The sequence below is a fragment of the Candidatus Merdisoma sp. JLR.KK011 genome, from assembly GCF_036941125.1.
Taxonomy (GTDB): Bacteria; Bacillota; Clostridia; order Lachnospirales; family Lachnospiraceae; genus Laedolimicola.
The window spans coordinates 900,264-924,603 of the sequence record NZ_JAYWSZ010000004.1; the positions used below are offsets into that span (position 1 = coordinate 900,264).

Genomic DNA, 24,340 nt, shown 5'->3' on the forward strand with positions numbered 1-24,340 from the left:
AGGATACGTCAAAGGGACTGCCGGGAAATGCGGCATCAGCCATTTTTCCCGGCAGTCCCTCCTGTTTTCAATACCTCCAGCTACACCGGCGATCCCTGCGGCGGCACCGGCGCTGATACATCTCATTGAGAAGCATCATTGTGACGAAATCCTCCATCCAGTTCCGCCCGTTTGTCTCCTGCATCATCAGATCGTCCTGGTATTCCTTTTTATTCAGCCTGTCATAAACCCGGCGGCTGATCCGGCGGATCTGGAGCTGATCCGGATATTCATCGAACATAAAGCTTCCGTCGTACTCCATCTGATCGCATTCTTCCTCTACCAGCGGTTGAATTTGTCTTGCAAGGCTTGGATAGAGTTCCCTAAATTTTCTTTGATCTCGCGCTTTTTCATCTTCCCATGGGCTAAAAGGGCAAAACGGGTATCGCTTATACGCTTCGTAAAAGGGGCTGGGGTTTTGTCCCGGTACGTATTGCTCATAATATGGGTTCATAAAAAAATCCTTTTTGAATAGTATATGCAAAATCCCTTTTCCCGTGTCTGCTCCACAATAGAATGGGCTCTTACTCCTCCTGGGCCGCCACACGCTCAATGTGCATAGCCAGATAACCAATCTCCGACTCATCTAAAGGCTTGCGCAGATATGTCTCCAGATGCTTACACACCTGGGCTGCCAGTTCATAGGCTTCGGGGAATTTTGTGGACATATAGTCATTCATGTTCAGCTTCAGCTTTTCCCCCTTCACCGCCCGGGCTGCCATGTAACGCACATGATTCATCAGCCGGTTATAGGAGAGGGACATAACGTCTATGGTCTGCCCTGTAGCCTCCTCCACCATCTGGATACACTCCCGGACTGTCTGGGCAATCTGCATGGAGAGAGCCACGTTTTCTTCCTCAATGGCTGAGTGGATATGTAAAGCAATATACCCCACTTCATGTTCGTCTATCTCCACGTCCAGCCGTTCCCTAAGAATCGGCCTAATACATTCCGCCGTCTTGTATTCCATGTGAAACAGCGCCCGTATATCGCTGGTGAGAGGATTACTGATCTGTTCATTGTTCTGAATCCGGCGTACCGCAAAGGCAATATGATCCGCCATGGGAAAAAGGATGCTCCAGTCAATGCGCCCAAAGATCCGCTCGCTTTCCTTCAATACCTGCTCGGCAATCTCCAAAAACACCGGATCCATATCCTTCACAAGCTCCATAGCAGTTCCGCGCTCTGTATGCTCACGCAGAGAATACATGGTACACCCCTTAGGCGTTTCCATACGCTCACTGACCTTTTTTCCAAAGCCAATGCCCTTCCCAATAAGAAGGTATTCCCGGTTGTCTGCCATGTTGATCGCAATAATTGTGTTGTGATTCAGCGCCTTTTTTACTCTGAACATCCTTTTTCCCCCAAGCTTTTATCTATCCCTCATAGGTATCCACGGCATATAAAGCATCTCCTGCTTTTACCTTTCCTGCTGCAAGCAGACGGATCTTCTGGTTCTCTCCAAGCTCTGTGCACAGCACCGGAGATGCCAGCGAAGGCGCATGGCTCTTCAGATATTCCAGATCAAGCTTCATAAGCACATCGCCCTTTTTCACCTGATCTCCGTCCTTTACTAGAACCTCAAAGCCCTCGCCGTTCAAATTGACTGTGTCAATTCCCATATGCAGCAGCATAGCAATTCCCGATGCGGTCTGGAAACCGATGGCGTGCTTTGTCTCAAACACAAAGCAGACCTCTCCGTCCTCCGGCGCACATACGGCAGGTTCTTCCGGAATTACCATAGCGCCGTCTCCCATCATCCGTCCGGCAAATGCCTCGTCCGGCGTCTCGGAAATGTCGGCTGCCATACCTGTAACCGGGCTGTAGATGGTTATGCTCTCTACCACTCTGCCCTCTGCCCTTTCCGTCTCATTTTTTGCTGCCTGCTCATTTTCCGCCGCCTGTGACGGAATGTATTCTTCATCCGGCGCATATTCCAGATAGTCCTCCAGGTTGGATTTAATCACCGTTACCCGGGGACCGTAAATCACCTGTACGCCGTTGCCCTTATGAACCACACCGGAAGCTCCTGTAGATTTCAGCAGGCCGTCGTCCACCAGCTCAGACTTGTGTACCGTGCAGCGGAGTCTTGTGGCACAGCAGTCCACATCGGAAATATTTTTCTTACCTCCAAGTCCCCGGCAAATCGCTGCAGACATGGCGTCTTCCTCGGAAGGGCCGCCATCCTGGGAGTCCTGTCCTCCCTTTTTCCTGGCGTCTACATCACTTCTGCGGTACAGCTTCACTTCCTCATTGTCGTCGCGTCCGGGAGTCTTTAGATCCATTTTCCGGATAAGGAAGGAGAACAGGAAATAATATACGACAAAGTAGCCCACACCTACTACAACAATCCAAATCCAGCTTGTCTTTGCATTTCCCTGAAGAATGCCGAACAGGAACATATCAATAAGTCCTCCGGAGAATGTCATTCCGACACCCACCCCGAATATATGCATCAGCATATACGCCAGACCCGCAAAAACACAGTGGATGGCATACAAAAGCGGCGCTACAAAGAGGAATGTAAACTCCAGAGGCTCCGTGATTCCGGTCAGCATAGAGGTCAGAGCCGCAGATAAAAGAAGACCGGCAACGGCTTCCTTTTTCTCCGGCTTTGCAACCTTGTACATGGCAAGAGCTGCTCCCGGAAGGCCAAAGATCATCAGCGGAAACTTGCCGGTCATAAACCGGGTTGCTGACACGGCAAAATGCTCTACCGTTGGATCTGCAAGCTGTGCAAAAAAGATATTCTGTGCGCCCTCAACCATCCGGCCCGCAACCTCCATGGTTCCGCCAAGAGCCGTCTGCCAGAAGGGAAGGTAGAATACATGATGGAGGCCGAAGGGAATCAGTGCACGCTCCATGAGGCCGTACACCCAGGTTCCTGCATAGCCGGATTCCAGCACCACGCCGCCTACGGCGTAAATTCCCTGCTGAATCACCGGCCAGATGTAAAACATCAGAATGCCCACAATGGTATAGGTGAGGCCGCTGATAATCGGCACAAAGCGGGTGCCCCCGAAGAAGGACAATACCTGGGGCAGCTCAATCTTATAGAAGCGGTTGTGAAGAGCCGCAACGCCAAGGCCTACAATGATGCCGCCGAACACACCCATCTGAAGGGAGGTAATTCCCACAACCGAGGCAGTTGCTCCTTCCAGCATGGCCTCTGCGCCGCCGTTATTTCCAATCATGGCACCGATGGATGCATGCATAATGAAAAAGGCAATTGCCGCTGCCAGGGCAGCCACTTCTTTTTCCTTCTTTGCCATGCCGATTGCAACGCCCATGGCAAAGATAATGGGAAGATTCGTGAATACAATATCGCCGGCTGCGCTCATCACCTTCAGAATCGCGTTTAAAAAGGTTCCGGGGCCCATAATCCCCATCAGGCCGTAAGCCTCGAGCATTGTTTCATTGGTGAAGGAACCTCCTACACCAAGGAGCAGACCTGCCACCGGCAGGATTGCGATTGGAAGCATAAAGGAACGTCCCACTCGCTGCAGTACACCAAAAATCTTGTCTTTCATACTGAAACCCTCCATTCCAATTCCGCAATACTTCTAACAGTACCCTTTATGGAGAAGTATTGCTGTTTTTCAGTTGTTCCGGACGTTTTATCCACATCTTGCTTCCTTACTATGCCCACATTTCCCCATTTTTTACACAAAAAAAGCATTAACGTGCATAAACATCCAAAATATTCATGCATAGTTAATGCCTGCCGAACAGTTACATACTATATCACTGAGAATAAATTACCATTTGCAGAAGGATTTGTCAAGAAATTTTTTAATCCTATACGCCAATCCCCACTGTGTTAGAACAAATACGCATACTTCCGCATCTGCTGTCCCATCGTCTCAAGAACACGAATTAAAATCCGTTCTTCATATAACCCACGAAATTCTTCCAACAGCAATTCCACATCCTTCATGGTAAAAAAAGCATGAAACCGAAAGCCTCCATATAAAATCTCGCAGGCATCCAGCTGTTCGTCAAAGCACCTGGAAAAGGGCTTCGCCTGTATCTTTTGAAAACACTCTTCTAAGCACATCTCAAGAGGGTAATCGCTTTTTGTATCAGAAAACAGAGAAGCTCCATGATCAAAAAGCGGGCACTCCCGAAAGGTTCCATCCTTTTTCTGTATAACTGCAATATTATGAAAATGGCGATCCTCATTTAAAAACAGGGCATCTACGGTGAGAACCTTCCGAAGATAATCTCCAAAATTATTTAAGCCCGTAATCTCTTCTATGCTTTCTGCAATATATCGGATACGCTCTGCAGCCGTCTCAAACTGAGCAGCTTTCTGGGCCGCCCCCTCTCTCTTGTAGGCCTGAAACAGCCGCTCTACCGATATGAGCTTGTCGTCATCCGGCAGAAGAAAATCTGCCGACCTGCATCCATGATACTGCCTGCCGTTTCTCTCCACCTGCTCGTATTCATAAGATACAAAAGTCTCTACATTTGTTTTTGCAAGGAGCCGGGATACAAGAATCTCTGCCAGGGCCTCATATCCAAGGCCGTCTTCCTTATACCACATGCCGTCCGCAAACCATTTATTCTGATTTCCCTTGGAGGATGTCCATTTTGTTTCCTGTCCTGTCATCTGCAGCTTGTCAGTAATCAAGGTCATTGCTCGTCCGCCTTCCTCTATTTTCCTCTAAAAGCTTTTTCAATTCTTCCTTCTGTTCTGCGGCATCCTTCACGTTTTTTCGGATCTTGTCGTACTTTTTTACCCATTCCGGATTCATGCGCTCCAGGCTCTGGCCGTCCCCATATACACGGCCAGAGGTCTTCTCCACAATCTGAAAAGGGTCGTAGACGTCAATTCCCATATATTTAAGCTCTTCCCGGATTCCATAGCGCGTCCGGGGCATGCACCGGCTCTCCATAAAAGCATTGTAATCCTCCCAGCCAGGATTTTCATTGACACCGAAGGCCCGGCTGAGCATATCATCCGTAAAGTTTATAATGTGCACCTTTTGGGTAATTGCACAGGCTTCAATAATCGTCGCCAGTCTGCCCCGGTCCATATACACATAAACACGCTTTGACTCCTGGGAGGCTTCCGTGATAATCTTGTGAACCGTACTGAGGGCAAGGTCTGTCTTACCGGCAATGGAACGCATAGAATGCCCCTGGCGGCAGAGTGAAAGCACCTGAGCTTTTTTTTCTGCGCTGGTAGACGGTCGGCCCTTTGGGCGCGTTTTTTTCTCCTCCTGCTTTCTCTTCTCTAACTCTTCCCTAGTATCGTTGTACGCTTTCGACAAGGCTTGAATTTTCTTTTGCAGGCGCTCAATCTCCTGTTGCTGCCTTTGCTGCTCAGTCATATGCTCACCTCTGCTTCCGCTCTGATTTTACATGCAGCTCTTTTCTCTATTATAAACCAAGTGCGTTCGTTTAATCAAGAATTTTTCGAACGCTAGATATATATTACCAGAAACATATGCAAAAAGCGAAAGATTACTGTCCGCTCCGTGACAAGCAGCACGCTAAAAAACAGGGTAAAGCCAGCCCATCGTCTGACTTTACCCTGTCTCCATCCATTTAAGCCTGTGCTCTTTGCTGCTGCTTCTCTTTGTAATGATGCTCTTCCTCCAGCATCATATCCTTTACCTTCATCAGGCGAATCTGAGATCCTCTCTCGTTTTCATCCAGCTTCATGGTAATATACTTGATATTGCTCTGAGCCTGCGGAATAATCACATGCTCCAGCGCGTTTACACGGCGGCGTGTTTTCTCGATCTCGCTTGCCATCAGCTGACAGGCCTTCTCACGCTCTGCCAGCAGCAGCATATCCGGCAGAATATCCGCCAGGGATTTTACTGCGTCATCCAGATCACTGGAGGTAAAGGCAAAACCGTAAGAATAAATATCATTCGTGTCCGCAGTCCGGGTCTTGTACTCAAAAACCGGAATATCCACGCTCATAACGTTCTTGGCAGAGGTTTCCAGATATACCTCCTGCTTGGGCGCCATCAGCGCAACACGCAGAATCTCCTCCGACATTCCCGCCTTGGCAATGACAAAATTCTTGTTGGCAGATTTGATGCCGGCCTCCACTTTCTCACGAAGAGCCATGTTTTCACGCACCATATCAAGGAACTGACGCATCAGCTCATCTCGCTTATCCTTCAGAAGCTTGTGTCCCCGGGTAGCCGTAACCAGCTTTTTCTTCTGCCTGGTCAGCTCCATTCGGGTTGGAGTTACCTGGGTAGATGCCAATCAAATCACCTCCCTAGAACTTTCCGTAGTATTCATCCAGATACTTATCGTCGATACGTTTCAGCTCGGACCTGGGCAGAATGGAAAGGAGCTTCCATCCAATGTTCAGAGTTTCCTCAATATCACGGTTTGCCAGATAGCCCTGAGATACGTACTCCTTCTCAAATGCATCCGCAAACTTCGCATAAATCAAATCAATATCAGAAAGAGCAGCCTCACCCAGAATTACCATCAGCTCCTTCGCCTCCTTACCGCGGGAGTAAGCGGCAAACAACTGGTTCATGGTATTGGAGTGGTCGGCCCGGGTCTTTCCGTCGCCGATACCCTTATCCTTCAGACGGGACAAAGAGGGCAGTACGTCGATAGGCGGCGTAACACCTTTACTGTAAAGCTCACGGCTCAAAATTACCTGTCCCTCGGTGATGTATCCGGTCAGGTCGGGAATCGGGTGGGTCTTATCGCCCTCGGGCATGGTCAGAATCGGAATCATGGTGATACTTCCGTCCTTGCCCTTCTGACGTCCGGCACGCTCATACAGCGTAGCCAGGTCGGTGTACAGGTATCCCGGATAACCACGGCGGCCCGGAACCTCCTTACGGGCTGCGGATACCTCACGGAGAGCGTCCGCATAGTTGGTAATATCCGTCAGAATAACCAGTACGTGCATACCCTGCTCAAATGCAAGATATTCTGCCGCAGTCAGAGCCATACGCGGTGTTGCGATACGCTCTACGGCCGGGTCATTTGCCAGATTGATGAAGAGTACGGTACGATCAATAGCACCCGTCTCCTTAAAGCTGTTAATAAAGAAGTTGGACTCCTCAAAGGTAATACCCATAGCGGCAAATACTACGGCGAAGGACTCATCCTTGCCCCGAACCTTTGCCTGTCTTGCAATTTGGGCTCCAAGCTGTGCATGGGGCAGACCGGAAGCAGAGAAGATCGGAAGCTTCTGTCCACGTACCAAGGTATTCAGTCCGTCAATTGCGGAGATTCCTGTCTGGATAAACTCATTGGGGTAGTCACGAGCCGCCGGATTCATAGCCAGGCCATTGATGTCGCGGCGCTCATCCGGCAGAATCTCCGGTCCCTTGTCAATGGGGCGTCCCATACCGTCAAATACACGGCCCAGCATATCCGCAGACACGCCAAGCTCCAGGGTTCTTCCCAGGAAGCGCACCTTACTGTTGGACAGGTTGATACCGGTTGCACTCTCATAAAGCTGTACCAGCGCATTCGTTCCGTCAATCTCCAGAACCTTGCACCGGCGGGTTTCCCCGTTGGCCAGCTCAATCTCGCCGATCTCATCATAGGTTACATTTTCAACACCCTGAACCAGCATCAACGGGCCGGCAACTTCTTGTATTGTTCTATATTCCTTTGGCATTTAGAAGTCCTCCTTCCCGAGTAAATTGGCAATCTCCGTTGCAAGCTCCTTAGAGATCGCTTCATATTCTTTTTGAATATCGTCGTTCAGCGTATATTTGAAACGGCCGATCCGCTCACGAACCTCCATCTTAATGAGGCCGTTCACATCAGCGCCCTTGTCAAGGGCCTCCACACCGTCGTTGTAGAACTTCAGTACCAGCTTCATCATCAGATACTGCTTCTCAAGAGAGGTGTAGGTATCTACCTCATGGAAGGAGTTCTGATGCAGGAAGTCCTCACGGATAGACCGGGCCGCTTCCATCTTCAGACGGTCCGGCGCGGAAAGAGCGTCCATACCTACCATCTGCACGATTTCATTTAACTCTGCCTCTTCCTGAAGAAGGGACATCAGGCTCTGACGCAGTGCCATCCAGTCATCGGCCACATTCTTGTTGAACCAGTCAGCCATATCATCCACATACAGAGAATAGCTGGTCAGCCAGTTGATAGCCGGGAAGTGACGCTTGTAAGCCAGGGCGGAATCCAGTCCCCAGTATACCTTTACGATACGTAAGGTCGCCTGGGATACAGGCTCGGAGATATCGCCTCCTGGCGGTGAAACGGCTCCGATTACGGACAGCGCTCCAATGCGCTCATCCTTTCCAAGGGAAACTACACGTCCTGCGCGCTCATAGAACTGTGCCAGACGAGAGCCTAAGTATGCCGGGTATCCCTCCTCACCGGGCATCTCCTCCAGACGTCCGGACATCTCACGGAGAGCCTCGGCCCAACGGGAGGTGGAGTCTGCCATCAATGCTACGGAGTAACCCATATCACGGAAATACTCTGCAATGGTGATACCTGTATAAATAGATGCCTCACGAGCCGCAACGGGCATATCGGAGGTATTGGCAATCAGCACGGTACGCTCCATCAGAGAACGGCCGGTCTTCGGGTCCTTCAGCTCCGGGAACTCGTTCAAAACGTCCGTCATCTCATTTCCACGCTCACCGCAGCCGATGTAAACTACGATATCTGCCTCCGCCCACTTTGCAAGCTGATGCTGGATAACCGTCTTGCCGGAACCGAAGGGCCCGGGCACGGCTGCCACACCGCCCTTGGCAATGGGGAAGAGTCCGTCTACAACACGCTGGCCGGTAATGAGAGGCATCTCCGGCGGCAGCTTTTCCTGGTAGGGACGGCCTTTACGAACGGGCCAGCGCTGCATCATGGTCAGCTCTTTGTCTCCCTCGTCCGTTGTTACAACGGCTACAACCTCCTCTACCGTAAATTCGCCTGCTTTGATCTCTTTCACCGTACCTGTAGTTCCGTAGGGTACCATGATTTTCTGTACCACGGAGGCTGTCTCCTGTACAGTACCCAGCACATCGCCCGGCTCTACTTCGTCGCCCGCCTTAGCAACGGGTACAAAGTTCCACTTCAAATCGCGCTTTAAGGAAGGAACCTCCACACCACGCTTTAAGTTGTTGCCCGACAGCTTCATAATGTCGTCCAGAGGACGCTGAATTCCGTCGTAAATGCTGCTGATAAGTCCCGGTCCAAGTTCTACGGACATGGGCACATTCATGGATTCTACAGGCTCGCCGGGTCCAAGTCCGGATGTCTCCTCATATACCTGGACAGACGCCTCGTCCCCATGCATCTCTATGATTTCGCCGATCAAACGCTGATTGCTGACACGAACCACGTCGAACATGTTCGCATCCCGCATTCCGCTTGCAATGACCAGCGGTCCTGCTACTTTCTTTATTGTTCCTATACTCATTTGGACGAATCACCCACTTTCTGTTTAATTATTACTGAATAAAATATCCGATCCAACGGCCTGTTCCACGGATTTGCGGACGCTCTCGATTCCCTTGCCCGTATTGCCGGACACACCCGGAATCAAAATCACCGCCGGGAGCACCTGCTCCCGCAGTTTGGCAATCTCATGTTCTATCTGAGCTGCCAGACTCTCCGTAATATAGATTACGGCATACTCGCCGCCGGCCAGTTGGTGCAGCTTTTTCGCGGCCTCCACGGGTTCTGTCACAGGAAATGTATCAAGTCCCAGTGTAGCAAAGCCGTAAATGCTGTCATAATCTCCCAGCACTGCAATCCTATACATACATCTCCCTTACCCTTTCCCGGATGGAATCATCCGACAGGCCGTTGAGCTTCCCGGACAGGATAATTCTTACCGTTTTAATCTCATTTTCCCGGGCCAGGGCATAGGCCACAATGGGTCCTACGGAAAATGAGTTGTATTTCTGCGGCCGGATGGTGTAGATAATCCGATTGTCGCACCAGCGCTCAAAGGCGGAAGGCGATACCGCCAGGGCCTCCGCGCCCTCTGCGTAATCTGTACCTGCCAGGTAATCCCGAATGGCTTCCGGTCCCCCAAGGGCCGCATGAGCCAGGGCCTCCACATTGAGGCTGCCGCAGGGAGCAAGCGCTCTTTTCATAAACTCCAAAGATTTTGCGGTTTTCTGGGAACGGACTGCTATCTTAATATCGGCCACGGCCACGGCGGATTCCGCATATGCCCGGATAATCTCATCCTTAGCCGACTTGCCCGCCTGGTAGATGGCGTCAAGAGCCGCCCGGTCCACAATCACATCGCAGAGCTGGCCATCCCTTGTGTGAAGCAGGGTTTCAAACGCTTCCGCAGCCGCATCCGCCATATAAGCCGGAAGATTTCCGAAATCCCGGTTTCTCACCGCTTCCAGAATCTCCTCCGCGGAAGGGTTCGTATCCTTATAAAAGATATTGGCACTGTGTCCTTCCGTACAAACTTCCTTGATGGCCGCTTTCAGGTTATGAAACACATTGGGATAATCCAGAATGCCGAACACGGACATGTCCTTGACAAGCTCCCGGATATCCTCCCATGTTTTTTCCCGTTCTCTGGTCAGAATCTTCTCTGCCTCCAAGGGAGTATCCGAATCTCCCCAGCCCTTTTCCTGGAGAAACTGCAGGCAGTTCTCATAAGATTTACGGGCAAGCAGCTGCTCAATGGTAGCTGCCGAGAAGAGAGATAACTCCTTGGTACGAATTCGCGCAACCGCATAGGTATATTCTAAATCAGACATGTTGTAACCTCCTTATGCGTGTTATGCGAACAATTCCTGGTGGATCCTATCCTGCAGGACATCCCTCTGGGTATTGAACAGCGCCCTAAAGGTACAGTTCTCCTCGATGCCTCCGTATACCAGGATAAATCCGTTTTCTATTCCTTTGCTTTCTTTCTGAAGGGTCAGACTTCCGCCTTTCTTTGCAGCAATGGCTGAGATTTCTTTCTCAAATCCTGCCGGAAGGCGCTTCAAATCTGCTGCGGAAAAATAGATTTCTCCGCTTTCTGCTAATGTAAATTTCTCCAGCATCTTTCGTATCATGGCGAAATATGCTTCCTCGTCCATTGTATTCAGAGATGCGTATGCCTTTTCCAGAACGGAGGCAATCACCTCCTGCTTTGCCTGCAGAATTAAGGTTCTGCGCTGCAGGTCTGCGGAGGATTTGATACGCTCCAGATAATTAGCGGCGCTTGTCTCTGACTGTTCGGACTTCTGCTCTAAGAGCTTATCCGCTTCCGCCTTTGCTTCCGAGACAATTTTATCCGCTTCTTCTCTGGCCGTATTCAAACGGCTCTCGGCCTCTGCCTTTGCCTCATCCACAATCTGGCTCACCATTTTCTCTAATCCAGTCATCAATCAGCTCTCCTTTTCTGGGATTTTTCCATCTGTTGCTTAAACCGGGATAGAGTTTACGGCCAGGATGGAAACCAGAAGTGCAAGGATCGCATAGGTCTCAACCATAGCGGGGAACAGCATAGCCTTACCAAACTGCTCCGGCTTCTTTGCTACGATACCGATGGATGCAACAGAGGTCTTGCCCTGGTTAATCGCGGAAATCATACCTACAATACCAATCGGAAGGCAGGCTGCCAGAATCATAAGACCGGTAGGAACATCAATCGCTGCCATGCTTCCGCCGAGAAGTCCTGTCTTGGACAGCGTAACGAAAGCTACCAGAAGACCGTAGATACCCTGTGTACCGGGCAGAAGCTGAAGAATCAGAACCTTGGAAAACTTAGCCGGATCCTCTGTTACAACGCCTGCTGCTGCCTGACCTGCGATTGCAACGCCCACTGCAGAACCGATGCCTGCCAGAAGTGCTGCAACTGCTGCTCCTAATAATGCGTAAACGCCTCCTAATTGACCTAACATAATTAATTTTCCTCCTTAATATCTACATATTTTGTTTTCATATTAAATGGGTTGAAGGGTCTGCCTCCACCCTCGTAAAACTTTCCGAAAAACTCTACGTACTGCAGACGGTTGGTATGCACATAGGCTCCCAAAATGTTGATAGCCAGGTTGAGCACATGGCCTACCACAAATACCAGAATAAATACGATCGCTCCCACAACACCGCTTCCCACCATGCTTCCCATGGAATTGATAACGGAAGCGATAACACCGGTCGCCAGTCCCAGAGCAAGAAGTCTGGAGTAGGAAAGCACATCGCTTAACCAGCCTGTCACGTTGTAGAGGTCATACGCGCCCAGCGCAATGCGCAGCGCGAAATTTTTATTATCCCGGCCGGACATGAGACAGATTCCCACCGCTCCTCCGATTGCCATAGCCTTTGCCAGCGTATTCACTGCAGGCGGGAAGGTGAAATACATCTGGGATATGGATGCAAACATGCTGCTTGGCAGGAACATCAGTATCAATCCCATCAAAAAGATAACCCAAAGTCCCACATCGCAGAAACAATCCAGATATTTTTTGTCCTTAATCAACATATATGCCTTGAGTCCAAGTCCAAGGAACATGTGAATCAGTCCGAACAGCATAGAATAAACAAGCATCTTCATCGGATCATTCAGCGGAACAAACCAAAGCGCCTTTATGGTCACCTGCTGTCCGAAGAAGGTCCGTGACACAACATCCACCACATCGCCGAAATAACCGCCGAAAAGCACGCCCCAGACTAGTGTAGAAATGCCGCAGTACATAAACAGCCGAAGGGATTTCTGCATGCCCTCGCCCATACGCGGAAATTTCTTAAGTACAATGGCGCAGGCCAGAAAGACCATCAGTCCATAGGCTGCGTCGGAAAGCATCAGTCCGAACAGGAAAATGTAACACCACGCCATAATCGCAGTGGGATCAATCTCTCCCTTGCCCGGAAGTCCGAAGGACTCCACAACACCCTCAAAGGAAGCCGCCAGCTTGCCGTTCTTGAGAAGAATGGGCGGAATGTCTTCTTCCTCCACATCCGCAACCTCTACGCTTAAGGTGAAATTCCTTTCAAGCTCCTGCTTTAAGCTTTCCCCGTCGCGTTTAGGCACATAGCCGGTTATCAGGAAGGTACTCTTCGACTGGATCAGTCCTCCCAGCACCTCATACTTATCCAGTCTCACCCGGTAGTAATCCGCTACAAGCTCCAGATCCCGTCTTGCCTCTGCGAAAGCTGCGATCTGAGAAACAATCTCCTCATTTTTCTGAACCAGGGCTTCTCGTTTCCCCCGAAGCTGCTCCTGCCGGTCTGCCGGTAAGAGGCTTCCTATCTGGGACGGTCTTGCAAAGCCGATGCTCCGCAGCCCCTCCTCCATGGCAGGCGCATCCTTTTTTCCGCAGATTACGCAGAGATAGGTCTGATCCCGGTCTGTGGAAATAACCTCCGCAAAAAAAGCGTCCACATCGGGGACGGCCTGGGTTACTGCTGCGTAAAGCTGCTCGGTGTTCATTAGCTCCGAAACGGTACCCACAAACCCTTCTGTTTTTCTGGTTCCCACGAAGTTCATGGGGACATCCAGGTTCTTCCAAGGCTCAAGAGCCTCTATCTGGTTTTCCCGTTTCTGAATATTTGCTTTGTTTTCTGCTATCTGTCTGGAAAGGGACACCAGCTGGCGCGCCTTTGACATAATTGCATCCTGCCGTTTGATCACACTGTCGTAGCTCTGGGCGTCTACCAGGGCCTTTCCCTCCAGTGAGGACAGCATGCCTTTCTTTTCCGGAACATATTCCTGCAGTATCTCTAAAGCGCGCTCTGCAGCCTGTGCATTTTTTTCAAAAATATTTCTGGAGCTGGACGTATCCATTTTCTTAAAGACTTCATCTTCTTCCACATGGGCGTCAATCTCTACTACGCCTTTCTTCTGCAGAAGCTCCAGAAGCTTTTTTCTGTCCTTTTTCATTGCACAGATGCCGATCCGCTGCATCTCCAATACTGCCATATACATCCCTCCTCTCTTCTATTCTCTTTAACTCGCCCCTTTTAAGGTATTAAGAAATACTTTAAGGTACTCCCTTGAACCATCTTCGGGGCATCCGGGGATACAACTCCCCATTCTGCCTGCGCAAGCTCTTTTATATGAGTTCAGAAGTTACGGCTTTTACCGCTTTCGCTTCCTCCTTTGCCGCAAGAGCTTTCAATGCGTCGGCTTCCTTCTGTGCTTCCGCGGCGGCTTCCTCCAGGACCTTGCTTCCCGAATCCTTTGCTGCCTGCATGCGCAGAGCTTCCTGCTCTTTTGCCTGGGCAGCTGCCTTTTCCCGAATTGCCTGGGCTTCCTCCTTTGCCTTCGCAACAAGCTCTTCGCTCTGTTCCTGGGCTTCCCTTAGAATCGCCTCTGCCTGGGCTTCCGCTTCCTTCACAGCATGAACTGCTTCCTGAACCACTCAATCACCACCTGTTCTTTCTCAATTCATGTAAATTATTTCTTTACACATCCCTTAAATATTAGCATTTTCTCTATTGTTAGTCAATGTGCAAATCCGCAATTTTATCTGATATTTGCCCGATTTATGCAATAACCGCTCCTAAAAATTTCATATTTTCTTGTATTTCTTTAAAAAAATATGCTATGATTAAAAAACAGCCGGATATCCGGCAATATATGGGAAAAATGTGAGGAGTGAATGCGATGCTGCAAACAATTACAGACATCAACAATACAGTCAACAATATTGTCTGGGGAATCCCGGCTATGGTCTGCATTATTGGTGTGGGACTTTATCTCAGTTTACGTACTCGTTTTATTCAATTTCGCAGGTTTGGCCATACCTTCCGGGTCACTATCGGAAAGATTTTTGCTAAATCAGATGCTGCCGAAGGCGCTGTTACGCCCTTCCAGGCTGTGTGCACGGCCCTTGCCGCCACGGTAGGTACGGGGAATATCGCCGGCGTTGCCGGAGCCATTGCCATCGGCGGCCCGGGGGCGGTGTTCTGGATGTGGGTTTCGGCTCTCCTAGGCATGTGTACGAAGTTTTCCGAGGTTACTCTGGCTGTGCACTTTAGGGAGAAGAATCAGCACGGCGACTGGGTGGGCGGCCCCATGTATTATATTAAAAACGGTTTGGGCCCCAGGTGGAGATGGCTGGCCGTGGTCTTTTCCGTTCTCGGTATTCTGACGGTATTCGGTACAGGAAACGCAACGCAGGTGAATACGATTACCACAGCTGTTAATACGGCTCTTTTGAATTATAATATCATTTCTTCTGATTCCGTTAATACGGTTAATCTGGTTATCGGAATTGTTATTATGATTTTGGTTGCTATGATTCTTTTAGGCGGTATCAAGCGGATCGGCCGGGTTACGGAACGCCTGGTTCCATTTATGGCTGTGTTCTATATCATCCTGGCTATCGGCGTGATTCTGGTACATGTTCAGAATGTTCCCGGTGTTTTTGCTTCTATCTTCCAGGGAGCCTTCGCTCCTTCCGCCGTTACAGGCGGCGTTGTGGGAACCATGTTTTTAAGCATGCAGAAAGGCGTTTCCCGGGGTATTTTCTCCAACGAAGCCGGACTTGGCACGGGTTCTATCGCCCATGCGGCGGCGGATACGAAGGATCCGGTGAAGCAGGGTTATTTCGGTGTTTTTGAAGTATTCATGGATACGATTATTATTTGTACCACAACGGCTTTGGTTATTCTGTGCAGCGGCGTGCCGGTGGATTACGGGACTGCGGCAGGGGCTGAGCTGACCATCAGCGGATTTACGTCCACCTATGGCAATTGGGTATCCATCTTTACGGCAGCGGCTCTTTGCTGTTTTGCTTTTTCTACGATACTTGGATGGGGGCTTTACGGGACGAGGTGTATTGAATTCCTGTTTGGCTCTACGGCGAATAAGCCTTTTATGCTGGTGTACTCGGCAGTGGCCATTATCGGTGCTACCGTGAACCTTGGGCTTTTGTGGAGCATTGCGGATACCTTTAACGGCCTGATGTCCATTCCGAACCTGGCTGCTTTGTTCCTGCTCGGAGGGACGATTGCGAAGCTGGTGAAGGGTGCGGATGCAAAATAATGAAAAGCCGCGGCTTATTTAAAAAATGCCGCGGCTTTTATTATTTCATCCAATCAACACTTGTTTCCCACAGAAGGCAAAGCCGTATTTCCGAATGTTCTTTTGCGCAATGCCGCTGGCTGTCAGCTCGGTTTCGTACTGCTTCTCCTCTATCTGGGCAAGGGCATTTTTCACCGTATCCTCCAAACTGTTTTCATTCTCATCCGGATCCAGCACCTTGAATTCAAAGATAAACGCTTTCTGGGTTTTATCAAAGGGCTCAAGCATCACGTCATACCGGCCCGGCTGTCTTTGACGGCTTATTTCCTCCGTCAAAGCTGCTGAACGTATTTAGGGCAACCTTATTCAGAAAGGTATTCATTTTTTTCACATTGTCATTTAACAGGGCTTTGATAAATTCATTGTATTCCGGCTGCGAATTTTTAAACCATCCCTGCACCATCTTGGAAAACAGGCTCTCAATCTCCATATTTGTCAAATGCAGTGTATAAAATTTTTTCAAAAGCCGTCCCCTTCGTTCTACCTTGTCTACTCTCAAATATCCCGTGGCAAGCAGCAGGCTCCAGATAGCATTTTCATCCTCCTCCAGCTGGTTAAAAATAATTTGTTCATCCAGCTCTATTTCAATACTTTGTCCTTTAAGCAGCTGCTTCATAAGCTTTTTCACATCTGCCGATCCATTGCGAATCAGAGAATTCACAAGCCCGTTGCCGCTGCTGTCTGCCCAGTAGGCGTCGTATTCACCGTTTTTGCCGATAAAGTTTATAATAGACCAGGGGTTATAGATATCTTTCAACTTTCCGAAAGTGAATCCATCATACCAATCTTTTACCCCTTGTTTTTCTTCCCCAAGTCCCATTTCATCTAAGGCTTTAAAAACCTCTCCCTCTGTAAAACCGAAGCAGGAGGCATACTTTTCGGATGTGGCTGTTACCACCTCCAGGTTATTCAGATCGGAAAAAATGGACTCCTTGGAAATTCTGGTTATGCCTGTAATCAGCCCTCTCTGCATATAGGGGTTTGTTTTAAAGGTGGCGTTGAAAAAGCTTCGGAAAAAGCTGGATGCCTCATCCCAGTATCCGGACAGCCAGGCTTCCTGCATGGGCGTATTGTACTCGTCCAGTAGAATAATAATCTTTTTTCCGTAATAACGACTCAGTAGATTTGATAGTGTATTTATGGAATTAACTGCTCTTTTACGGCTCATTTCCGGCCGTATGCTTTGAAAATACTTTTTTTCCGTTTCGCTCAGAGTATCCCCGTCCATCAAAAACGAATTTTTCTGATATACCTCGAAAATAATACTTGCTATGGAAAACTGCATCTCTTCATAATCCTGCGCTTTTACCTTTGCAAAACTCAAAAACAGCACCGGAAGTGTTCCCTGCAATTTTCTATAGTCTTCTTCCTCCCATATGGAAAGCCCTTCAAAAAGCTCCCCTCTGTCCCTGTAACGGTTAGGAAAAAAGCATTCTACCATACTCATATTTAAAGTTTTTCCAAAACGGCGGGGACGGGTGATAAATGTTACACTGTCTTCCTTTTCCCACCAGTCTTTTATAAAGTCTGTTTTATCTACGTAGAAAATATTGTTCTCACGTATCTTTTCAAAGCTTTGCAGACCGATTGCAACTTTTACCCCCATAGCAGCCTGCATCTTTACTGCATCATCCCCGCCAGCGCCACACTGGCTATAATTCCTGCTGCCGTAGCAAGCAAGGCTCCTGTCAGCGTGTGGCGGGTCTTCCTTACCTTGGCCGTCATAAAGTAGACACTCATTGTATAAAAAATCGTCTCCGTGCACCCCATCATAATGGATGCAATCAATCCCAGGCGGGAATCTGTTCCATATTTTTGAAAAATATCCAGCGCCAGACCCACAGCCGCCGATGAGGAAAACATCCGGACAACAGCAAGGGGCACAAGCTCCGACGGAAAATGAATCAAATTGGTTACATAACTCAGCGCCCCGGACAAAAAGTCCAGAAACCCGGAGGCACGAAGCACCCCCACAGCCACCATCAGCCCAATCAGCGTGGGCATGATCTGTATCACCGTATGAAAACCGTCCTTCGCTCCCCGTACAAAATCATCATAAACCGGTCGTTTCATAAGAATTCCATATGCAACTACATAAAAGATCAAAAAGGGAACTAATAAATCAGAAATATAAAGAATAATACGGATTGCCGCCTGCATAAGCCCGACCTTCTCTGGAGATCTTATTTCTATTCTATGAATCCTAAGCGAGGAATATTCTGCGGTTCCGATCCGCTGGCATTTTCAAAGTTCTTCCGACGGATGACAGGCGTTTCTCCCTCGGATTACCGAATGAAAGAGAGGCTGTAAGGCAGTATTAACTCCTGCCTTACAGCCTCTCTTGTTTACTCCAAATCCTCCAGGGAAGGAACTTCCTGCATCTTACGCAGCATCTTATGAGCCTCCTTTGACCGGCTGCTTTCCTGACAGCTCCTATTTCCTATCTGATCCAGTAAATATCTTCCTCTTGCGCCTTACGCTGCTCCTTCAATTTTGCATTAGCGTCTTCCACATTCATCCTGGAAAGCACCAGGGTAATCACCAGAGTGATAATCAATGGAATCCACAGATACATAAAATAGAGCATCTGCATACAAGATTCCGGCTGAACGGCCAGATTTTTGTCGAATCCGCTTGCGGCAAGCATCCAGCCTGCAATGGCTGTTCCAAGACCGCCGCCCAGCTTTACGCCGAGGGAGGTGCAGGAGTACATGGTTCCGTCCACCCGTTTCCCTGTTTTCAGATAGGTATACTCCGAGCAGGAAGCAATCACCGCATTCATATCTCCCTGCCAGGGTCCCTGTCCAAAAGCTGCGATTCCCGTAAAGAGCAGCATCAGAGGAACGCTTCCAAGATAACCTGCCGCAACCACCAGAGCCCTGCCCAGAGTGCCAAGCATATAGCCCCTCAGGTTCAGCTTATACATTCCTTTCCACCTGGCCACCAGCGCAGGAGTTAATACAAGGGCAGCTATCAGCGGAATGTTGATGGCCCAGGAAAATACACCATACAAATTTTCATTTCGCAGAACATAGGTCATATAGTAGATGCCCATATTCAGCATAGCCCCATAGACCTGCTGGAGAATATATACCACACAGATCATCAGATAAAACCGGTTGGAGGCAAGGAGCTTTACCGCCGCAGCAAGCCCATACTTTTCCTCCGGCCCCTGCTCCTCCACGCCTTCATTCAGCTCATCCTCCGAAAGCTCCTTTACGGACAGGGCGGATATGGTATTGACAAGCAGGCCAACCAGGGCATAGATAATGGCAGCCATCCTCCATCCCCCGGCTCCGCCGCCGCAGGCCGCCACCACCCAGATAGTAATGGACTGAATCAAGAGGCTTGTGCCGAATGCGAAGATGAAGCGGCAGGAGCCCATCTGCACACGCTCCTTACTGTTTTTGGTCACAAGGGCAGTCAGCGCGGAGTAGGCAATGTTGTTGGCCGTATAAAACACCGCATTTAACAGAGTGTAGGCAATAAAGAACCATGCATACTGTGCCGTTTTCCCCAGGTCTGCAGGGATGGCAAAGATGGCGGCCAGGGTAACGGCACAGCCGATATACCCATAGAGCATCCAGGGCCTCGCTTTTCCAAGCCTGCTTTTTGTCTTATCAATCATGGCCCCGAAGAAAATGTCTGTCACCCCGTCAAAGAGCTTGGAGGCCGCAATCAGCGTTCCAACCACACCTGGGTGAAGTCCCACGGTGTTGGTGAGATAAATCATTACAAAGGAGGATAGGAATGCATATACTACATTTCCTGCAATATCTCCGGAACCATATCCCACTTTGTTGTACCATTTTAAATACGTTTTTTCCTGCATAAAATGCTCCCTTCTGTTCCAGTTTTGCACTGTCCAATGGGTGCTGTTTAAACCTTTACAGTTCCGCACCGATTGATGCGTGCAATTGTTTTCATCCCCTCTCCCCCGGTATCCGTTTCCGGATTCTGCATGCTAAGATACCTGGGAGGGCGATGTGGTTTCTATATGCTGCTCCGATTCATATGATGAACCGCAGCTTACTGCTTTTGAAATGGCACAAGTTTTATGCAAAATGTAAATGTCTCTTCATCAAACCGATAGATTTCCTTAAGCCTCGGTCCGCAGCTATTGGAGCCGATGCCGTTCTGGGCATAGTCCAGGCACAAAATGGTGCTTCCAGATGGATCCAGTTCATAGTAATGTGTTTTTTTCTCCAATTCCTCCTGTGTATAAATCGATGCGTTAAACGAAAAGGGCTTCCCGGATACTGCCGCCAGGCTGTAAGAACCGCCTGATAAAATCACATAATCACAGTCCATATGGCTTCCGTTCTCCTGGGGCCGAAGATAGTCCTCGTGAAGCTTCCACACGGGAGCCTGATACAATCCATGAACGGATGCCTGGTGCTTATCCCTGTAGCTCTCATATGGACCCATGCCATAGTAGGATACCTGATTAAGCTCTCTTGGCAGAAACATACGGATTCCAAACCGGGGAAGCTCCGGGAATTCCATATTGCGCTTTATGGAAAAAGCGGCTTCAAGACCTCCCTCTGCTCCCACCTGCCAGACGGATTCGATCCACATCATGGGCTGTACTGTGGCTGCTCCCATGGACATACGGCTTCGTATCTTTGCACCGGAGCCTGTCTGACGGCTTTCACTGTTATAAGCACGTACATAAGCCCGGTCGTACTGCGCACGCTTCCACTCCTCCTTGATATACATATCATTATCCGTTGGCGCACGCCAGATATTCAGCTCCATGGGGCGTTCAAGAAAATCACAACCCTCAAATCGAAGCCCGGAAAACAACCCGGTCCGCCTGTCAAAGCAGTAGGTAAAGTTCTCTCCCTTCAGTAAAAAAGCTTCCTCTGTTTCCGTAATATGTATCGCCGTCCCGAAGCCGGAGGTCTTCTGGGGCTTCAAAAGTTTGTATGCGGTCTGATTTCTGTTATCCCTTGTCTTAAGAGGAAGCTCCTCATAGCCCAGCAGATGGCCTGCCGGAACCAGCAGAGTCTCTTTTTTCTGATAATAGGTGAGCTTTAGATAAGCCCGGCCCGCTTCCGGTACGGTTATCTTAAAAGGTACATCCCCCGTCTGTCCCGGCTTTACAGTGCAGGCCGGAAGTATTCCTGTCTGCCGGTATACGCCGTCACAGCTTACCTCATAATGGATCTCAACCTCCTCCTGCAGATCCGTAAAGTCCAGATAGCTTTGAAGTGTGAGTGTTCCGGTATCCTGGTTATAGGAGACAATTCTCACCGGGCGGTATACATTCCGATATTCCAGAAGTCCCGTATGGGGCCGCCGGTCCGGATAAACCAGACCGTCCATGCAAAAGTTTCCGTCGTGAATGACCTCTCCATGATCTCCCCCGTAGGAATAAATGGTCTTGCCTTCGGCCGTTTTGCCATGGTCAATGGCATGGTCACACCACTCCCAGACAAAGCCGCCGCACATGGTTTCATTTTTATGGAACAGCTGAAAGTAGTCCTCCAGATCTCCCGGGCCGTTTCCCATGGCGTGGCTGTACTCGCAGAGAATCATGGGCTTTGTGGGATTGTGCCCCAGATAGTCTTCTATTTCCTCAAAGGACGGATACATTCTGCTGTATAAGTCCAGATTGGAAAAGTCATAGGCTTTACCGCTCTTTCGGTATCTGGCGCTCTCGTAGTGGGTCAGCCGGGAAGCATCGTATTCTTTTGTCCACCTAAGAGCCTTTTCAAAATTGCATCCATAGGCGCTTTCATTTCCCATGGACCAGATAACCACGCATGAGCGGTTTTTGTCACGCTCCACCAGGAGACGCACCCGGTCCAGAATGGATTCCTCCCACATGGGCGCATCGGCAATGGGCTCATTCCAGCGGTCGAATTTATTGGCATCGGAATTGTCCTGATAGTAGATTTCCGATGGACCGTGGCTCTCCAAATCTGCTTCTCCAATGACCAGGAAGCCGTATTTGTCGCAGAGCTGGCCAAATACCGGAGCATTGGGATAGTGGCTTGTGCGGACCGCATTGAAGTTATGCTGTTTCATCAGGGTCAAATCTGTTATCATCTGCTCTATGCTTATGGCGAAGCCCGTTACCGGATCGGAATCGTGGCGGTTGACGCCCCGGAAAATCAGACGCTTTCCGTTGAAATAAACCGTATTTTGAGATATTTTTATTTCACGCAGTCCTATATGCTCTGTGATAACCTCGTTTTCTGTCTCCAGCACCAGAGTATAGAGGTATGGCGCCTCTGTGTTCCACAGAATCGGTTTCGGAATATGCAGCAAGACGGTCTCTGCCCTTTGCAGCTTTTTGGTATCTACAAGGCGGTTTTCCGCATCGTAGAGGGATACGGTTACCGGGATCTGTTCCTGGAAATATTTAAGTTCCACTGCCAATTTTGCGGTTCCATTTTCCAGGGCTGTTTTTACAAAATAATCACGGATTGTCTTAAGGGGACGCTTTAGGAGGTACACATCCCGGAAAATGCCGCTCATGCGGAATTTGTCCTGGTCTTCTAAGTAGCTTCCGTCACACCACTTGAGGACCAGTACGGCCAGGCGGTTTTTTCCCTCCACAATGGCGGAGCTTACATCAAATTCGCTTGTGCTGTGGGATACCTGGCTGTAGCCGATGTAGGTTCCGTTGAGCCATACGTAGAAGCAGGAATCTACGCCCTCGAAGTTGAGGAAAGCTGTCGGTGCGCTTTCGTCTCTCTGGTAATCGAAATCCTTTATGTAGGCTCCGCAGGGATTGTCCTGGGGTACATAAGGCGGATCAAAGGGAAATGGGTAGCGTATGTTGGTGTACTGGTGGGTATCATAACCTGCCATCTGCCAGGTGCCCGGTACTTTGATGCAGTCAAAAGATGAGATGTCAAAATCCGTCTCATAAAATGCATCTTTTAATTCATAAATACTTGCATAAAAGGAAAAACGCCAGTCGCCGTTTAGAAGCTGAAACCGGTCCGAATCCTCCCGTTTCTCTACAAGAGTATCCATCCGCAGGGATGCCGGGATGTAATAAGCCCGGGGCGGCATGGTGTTTTCGTGCAGAACATTCATGTTTTCGTAGTGTCTTGGTACAATCATAAATAATAGCTCCTCCTGTTACATTATTTTTATTGAGCCCTTCTTCTGCTCTAATTTTTTTCCGCTCTTCTTATCTTGCTTCTTATTATAGTAATTCCCCTGCAAAACGTCCATAGACTGCATTAGACAAAACATGCACAAAATGATACAATTTTATTGTTCACACCCAATGTTACTAAGTTAATCCTCGAGAAATGCCGAAGCCTTCACAAGCTTTGGGAGCTTAACTTATCATGCATCCCGTTTACCGGACTGAAAACGGATGGAAAGGAGGCTGATAACGGTATGTATATTAATTCCGCTTATTTAAATAACTCACTGGTTGACTTCAAGGACAAGAGCAAACCGCTTGTTGTGGGAAGCTGCGGAACCTATCATTTATATACCAGACCAAAGCTTCCTACCTACCGTCCCAAGGGACGGCTGGACTTTCAACTGCTGTATATTGCTTCGGGCATTGCGCACTTTTATTTTGATAATAAGGAACAGGACACGATTGTACCGGCCGGACATATGGTACTCTACCGGCCCAAAGAGCCTCAGCGGTATGTGTATTATGGAAATGAACAGACGGAGGTGTACTGGGTGCACTTTACCGGAAGCAGTGTGAAAAAGATTCTTGGAAGCTACGGCATCACAAACGATATGCGTGTGCTTTCCACCGGAACCTCTCTGGACTATGCCCGGATTTTTAAGCAGATGATCTATGAACTGCAGCGGTGCCAGACCAATTACCCGGAGGTTTTGACCCTGCTGCTCCGGCAGCTCTTTATTCTCATCCATCGACAGCTCACAAGGGATCACACCCGGAAAAATGAATATCTGGATGGGGAAATGTCACTTGCCATGCAATTTTTTAATGATAATTACAATACGGAAGTGAATATTGAAGAGTATGCAGCTTCCAGGGGCATGAGCGTGAGCTGGTTCATCCGCAGCTTTAAGCAGTACACCCACACCACGCCTATGCAGTATATTGTCTCAAGGCGCATTACCAATGCACAGATGCTTCTGGAGACTACCAATTATAACATTACGGAGATCGGGCGGATTGTTGGGTATGACAATCCCCTGTATTTCAGCCGGATCTTCCGCAAACAGAAAGGCATGTCGCCCTCGGATTACCGGAAGCTTGGACAGGCCGGGAAAAAATAAGACAGCAGACTTTTTCAGTATCCCGTGTTTCATAACCATGAAAATACAGATTCAAAAAAGTCTGCCGTAAGGAGAGCGCCGTTTGCATAGGCAGATTCATCCGAGGTTTG

General features: G+C 49.1%; 19 protein-coding genes and 1 pseudogene. 2 read left to right on the forward strand and 18 right to left on the reverse strand.

Going from position 1 to position 24,340, the window contains the following annotated elements:
- Nucleotides 1–67: 67 nt before the first annotated feature.
- From VV089_RS18170 to VV089_RS18235, 14 genes are all read right to left on the reverse strand, one after another.
- Nucleotides 68–301: a hypothetical protein gene (locus VV089_RS18170; protein ID WP_172542595.1), complete on the reverse strand. Its 234-nt coding sequence runs from the start codon at nucleotides 299–301 to the stop codon at nucleotides 68–70.
- A gap of 262 nt (nucleotides 302–563) precedes the next feature.
- The gene (locus tag VV089_RS18175; RefSeq protein ID WP_172542594.1) at nucleotides 564–1,394 is read right to left on the reverse strand and encodes a PRD domain-containing protein; all 831 of its coding nucleotides are present in this window, start codon (nucleotides 1,392–1,394) and stop codon (nucleotides 564–566) included.
- A gap of 22 nt (nucleotides 1,395–1,416) precedes the next feature.
- On the reverse strand, nucleotides 1,417–3,570 hold the full coding sequence (locus VV089_RS18180) for a PTS transporter subunit IIABC (protein WP_334336901.1): 2,154 nt from the start codon (nucleotides 3,568–3,570) through the stop codon (nucleotides 1,417–1,419).
- 290 nt (nucleotides 3,571–3,860) lie between these two features.
- Entirely contained in the window at nucleotides 3,861–4,679 is an 819-nt protein-coding gene (locus VV089_RS18185) for a hypothetical protein (RefSeq protein ID WP_334336902.1), read from the reverse strand.
- Nucleotides 4,663–5,376, reverse strand: coding sequence for a hypothetical protein (locus tag VV089_RS18190; RefSeq protein WP_334336903.1), 714 nt, complete (start codon nucleotides 5,374–5,376; stop codon nucleotides 4,663–4,665). The genes VV089_RS18185 and VV089_RS18190 overlap by 17 nt, the downstream gene beginning before the upstream one ends.
- A gap of 217 nt (nucleotides 5,377–5,593) precedes the next feature.
- Nucleotides 5,594–6,271 carry a V-type ATP synthase subunit D gene (locus VV089_RS18195; protein ID WP_172542590.1) on the reverse strand — a complete coding sequence of 226 codons (678 nt, stop codon included), beginning with the start codon at nucleotides 6,269–6,271 and terminating at the stop codon, nucleotides 5,594–5,596.
- 13 nt (nucleotides 6,272–6,284) lie between these two features.
- Nucleotides 6,285–7,658: a V-type ATP synthase subunit B gene (locus VV089_RS18200; protein ID WP_172542589.1), complete on the reverse strand. Its 1,374-nt coding sequence runs from the start codon at nucleotides 7,656–7,658 to the stop codon at nucleotides 6,285–6,287.
- The gene (locus VV089_RS18205; RefSeq protein ID WP_172542588.1) at nucleotides 7,659–9,425 is read right to left on the reverse strand and encodes a V-type ATP synthase subunit A; all 1,767 of its coding nucleotides are present in this window, start codon (nucleotides 9,423–9,425) and stop codon (nucleotides 7,659–7,661) included.
- A gap of 24 nt (nucleotides 9,426–9,449) precedes the next feature.
- Nucleotides 9,450–9,770 (reverse strand): V-type ATP synthase subunit F, encoded by a 321-nt coding sequence (locus VV089_RS18210; protein WP_172542587.1) that lies wholly within the window; start codon nucleotides 9,768–9,770, stop codon nucleotides 9,450–9,452.
- Nucleotides 9,763–10,734, reverse strand: coding sequence for a V0D/AC39 family V-type ATPase subunit (locus VV089_RS18215; RefSeq protein ID WP_172542586.1), 972 nt, complete (start codon nucleotides 10,732–10,734; stop codon nucleotides 9,763–9,765). Before VV089_RS18215 ends, VV089_RS18210 begins: the two co-directional genes overlap by 8 nt.
- Before the next feature lie 21 nt (nucleotides 10,735–10,755).
- The gene (locus tag VV089_RS18220) at nucleotides 10,756–11,349 is read right to left on the reverse strand and encodes a V-type ATP synthase subunit E (RefSeq protein ID WP_172542585.1); all 594 of its coding nucleotides are present in this window, start codon (nucleotides 11,347–11,349) and stop codon (nucleotides 10,756–10,758) included.
- 39 nt (nucleotides 11,350–11,388) lie between these two features.
- Nucleotides 11,389–11,868 carry a V-type ATP synthase subunit K gene (locus VV089_RS18225; protein ID WP_172542584.1) on the reverse strand — a complete coding sequence of 160 codons (480 nt, stop codon included), beginning with the start codon at nucleotides 11,866–11,868 and terminating at the stop codon, nucleotides 11,389–11,391.
- Nucleotides 11,869–11,870: 2 nt separating this feature from the next.
- A complete protein-coding gene (locus VV089_RS18230) occupies nucleotides 11,871–13,886 on the reverse strand; it encodes a V-type ATP synthase subunit I (RefSeq protein ID WP_172542583.1) in 2,016 nt (671 codons plus the stop codon).
- A gap of 133 nt (nucleotides 13,887–14,019) precedes the next feature.
- Entirely contained in the window at nucleotides 14,020–14,328 is a 309-nt protein-coding gene (locus VV089_RS18235; protein WP_172542582.1) for a hypothetical protein, read from the reverse strand.
- 245 nt (nucleotides 14,329–14,573) lie between these two features.
- On the opposite strand from VV089_RS18235, the gene VV089_RS18240 reads away from it, so the two are divergent.
- Entirely contained in the window at nucleotides 14,574–15,956 is a 1,383-nt protein-coding gene (locus VV089_RS18240) for an alanine/glycine:cation symporter family protein (RefSeq protein WP_334336904.1), read from the forward strand.
- A gap of 45 nt (nucleotides 15,957–16,001) precedes the next feature.
- Here the strand turns inward: VV089_RS18240 and VV089_RS18250 are convergent.
- The 4 genes and pseudogenes from VV089_RS18250 to VV089_RS18265 form a co-directional block, all read right to left on the reverse strand.
- A pseudogene (locus VV089_RS18250) lies at nucleotides 16,002–17,601 on the reverse strand (AAA family ATPase).
- Between the two features lie 14 nt (nucleotides 17,602–17,615).
- Complete coding sequence (locus VV089_RS18255) at nucleotides 17,616–18,155, reverse strand: spore maturation protein (protein ID WP_442891558.1); 540 nt, start codon at nucleotides 18,153–18,155, stop codon at nucleotides 17,616–17,618.
- 280 nt (nucleotides 18,156–18,435) lie between these two features.
- Nucleotides 18,436–19,827, reverse strand: a complete 1,392-nt coding sequence (locus tag VV089_RS18260; protein ID WP_334336907.1) for an MFS transporter — start codon at nucleotides 19,825–19,827, stop codon at nucleotides 18,436–18,438.
- Between the two features lie 197 nt (nucleotides 19,828–20,024).
- Complete coding sequence (locus tag VV089_RS18265) at nucleotides 20,025–23,075, reverse strand: glycoside hydrolase family 2 TIM barrel-domain containing protein (RefSeq protein WP_334336908.1); 3,051 nt, start codon at nucleotides 23,073–23,075, stop codon at nucleotides 20,025–20,027.
- Nucleotides 23,076–23,360: 285 nt separating this feature from the next.
- Between VV089_RS18265 and VV089_RS18270 the strand changes: the two genes are divergently transcribed.
- Nucleotides 23,361–24,230, forward strand: a complete 870-nt coding sequence (locus tag VV089_RS18270; protein WP_172542578.1) for a helix-turn-helix domain-containing protein — start codon at nucleotides 23,361–23,363, stop codon at nucleotides 24,228–24,230.
- Nucleotides 24,231–24,340 lie beyond the last annotated feature (110 nt).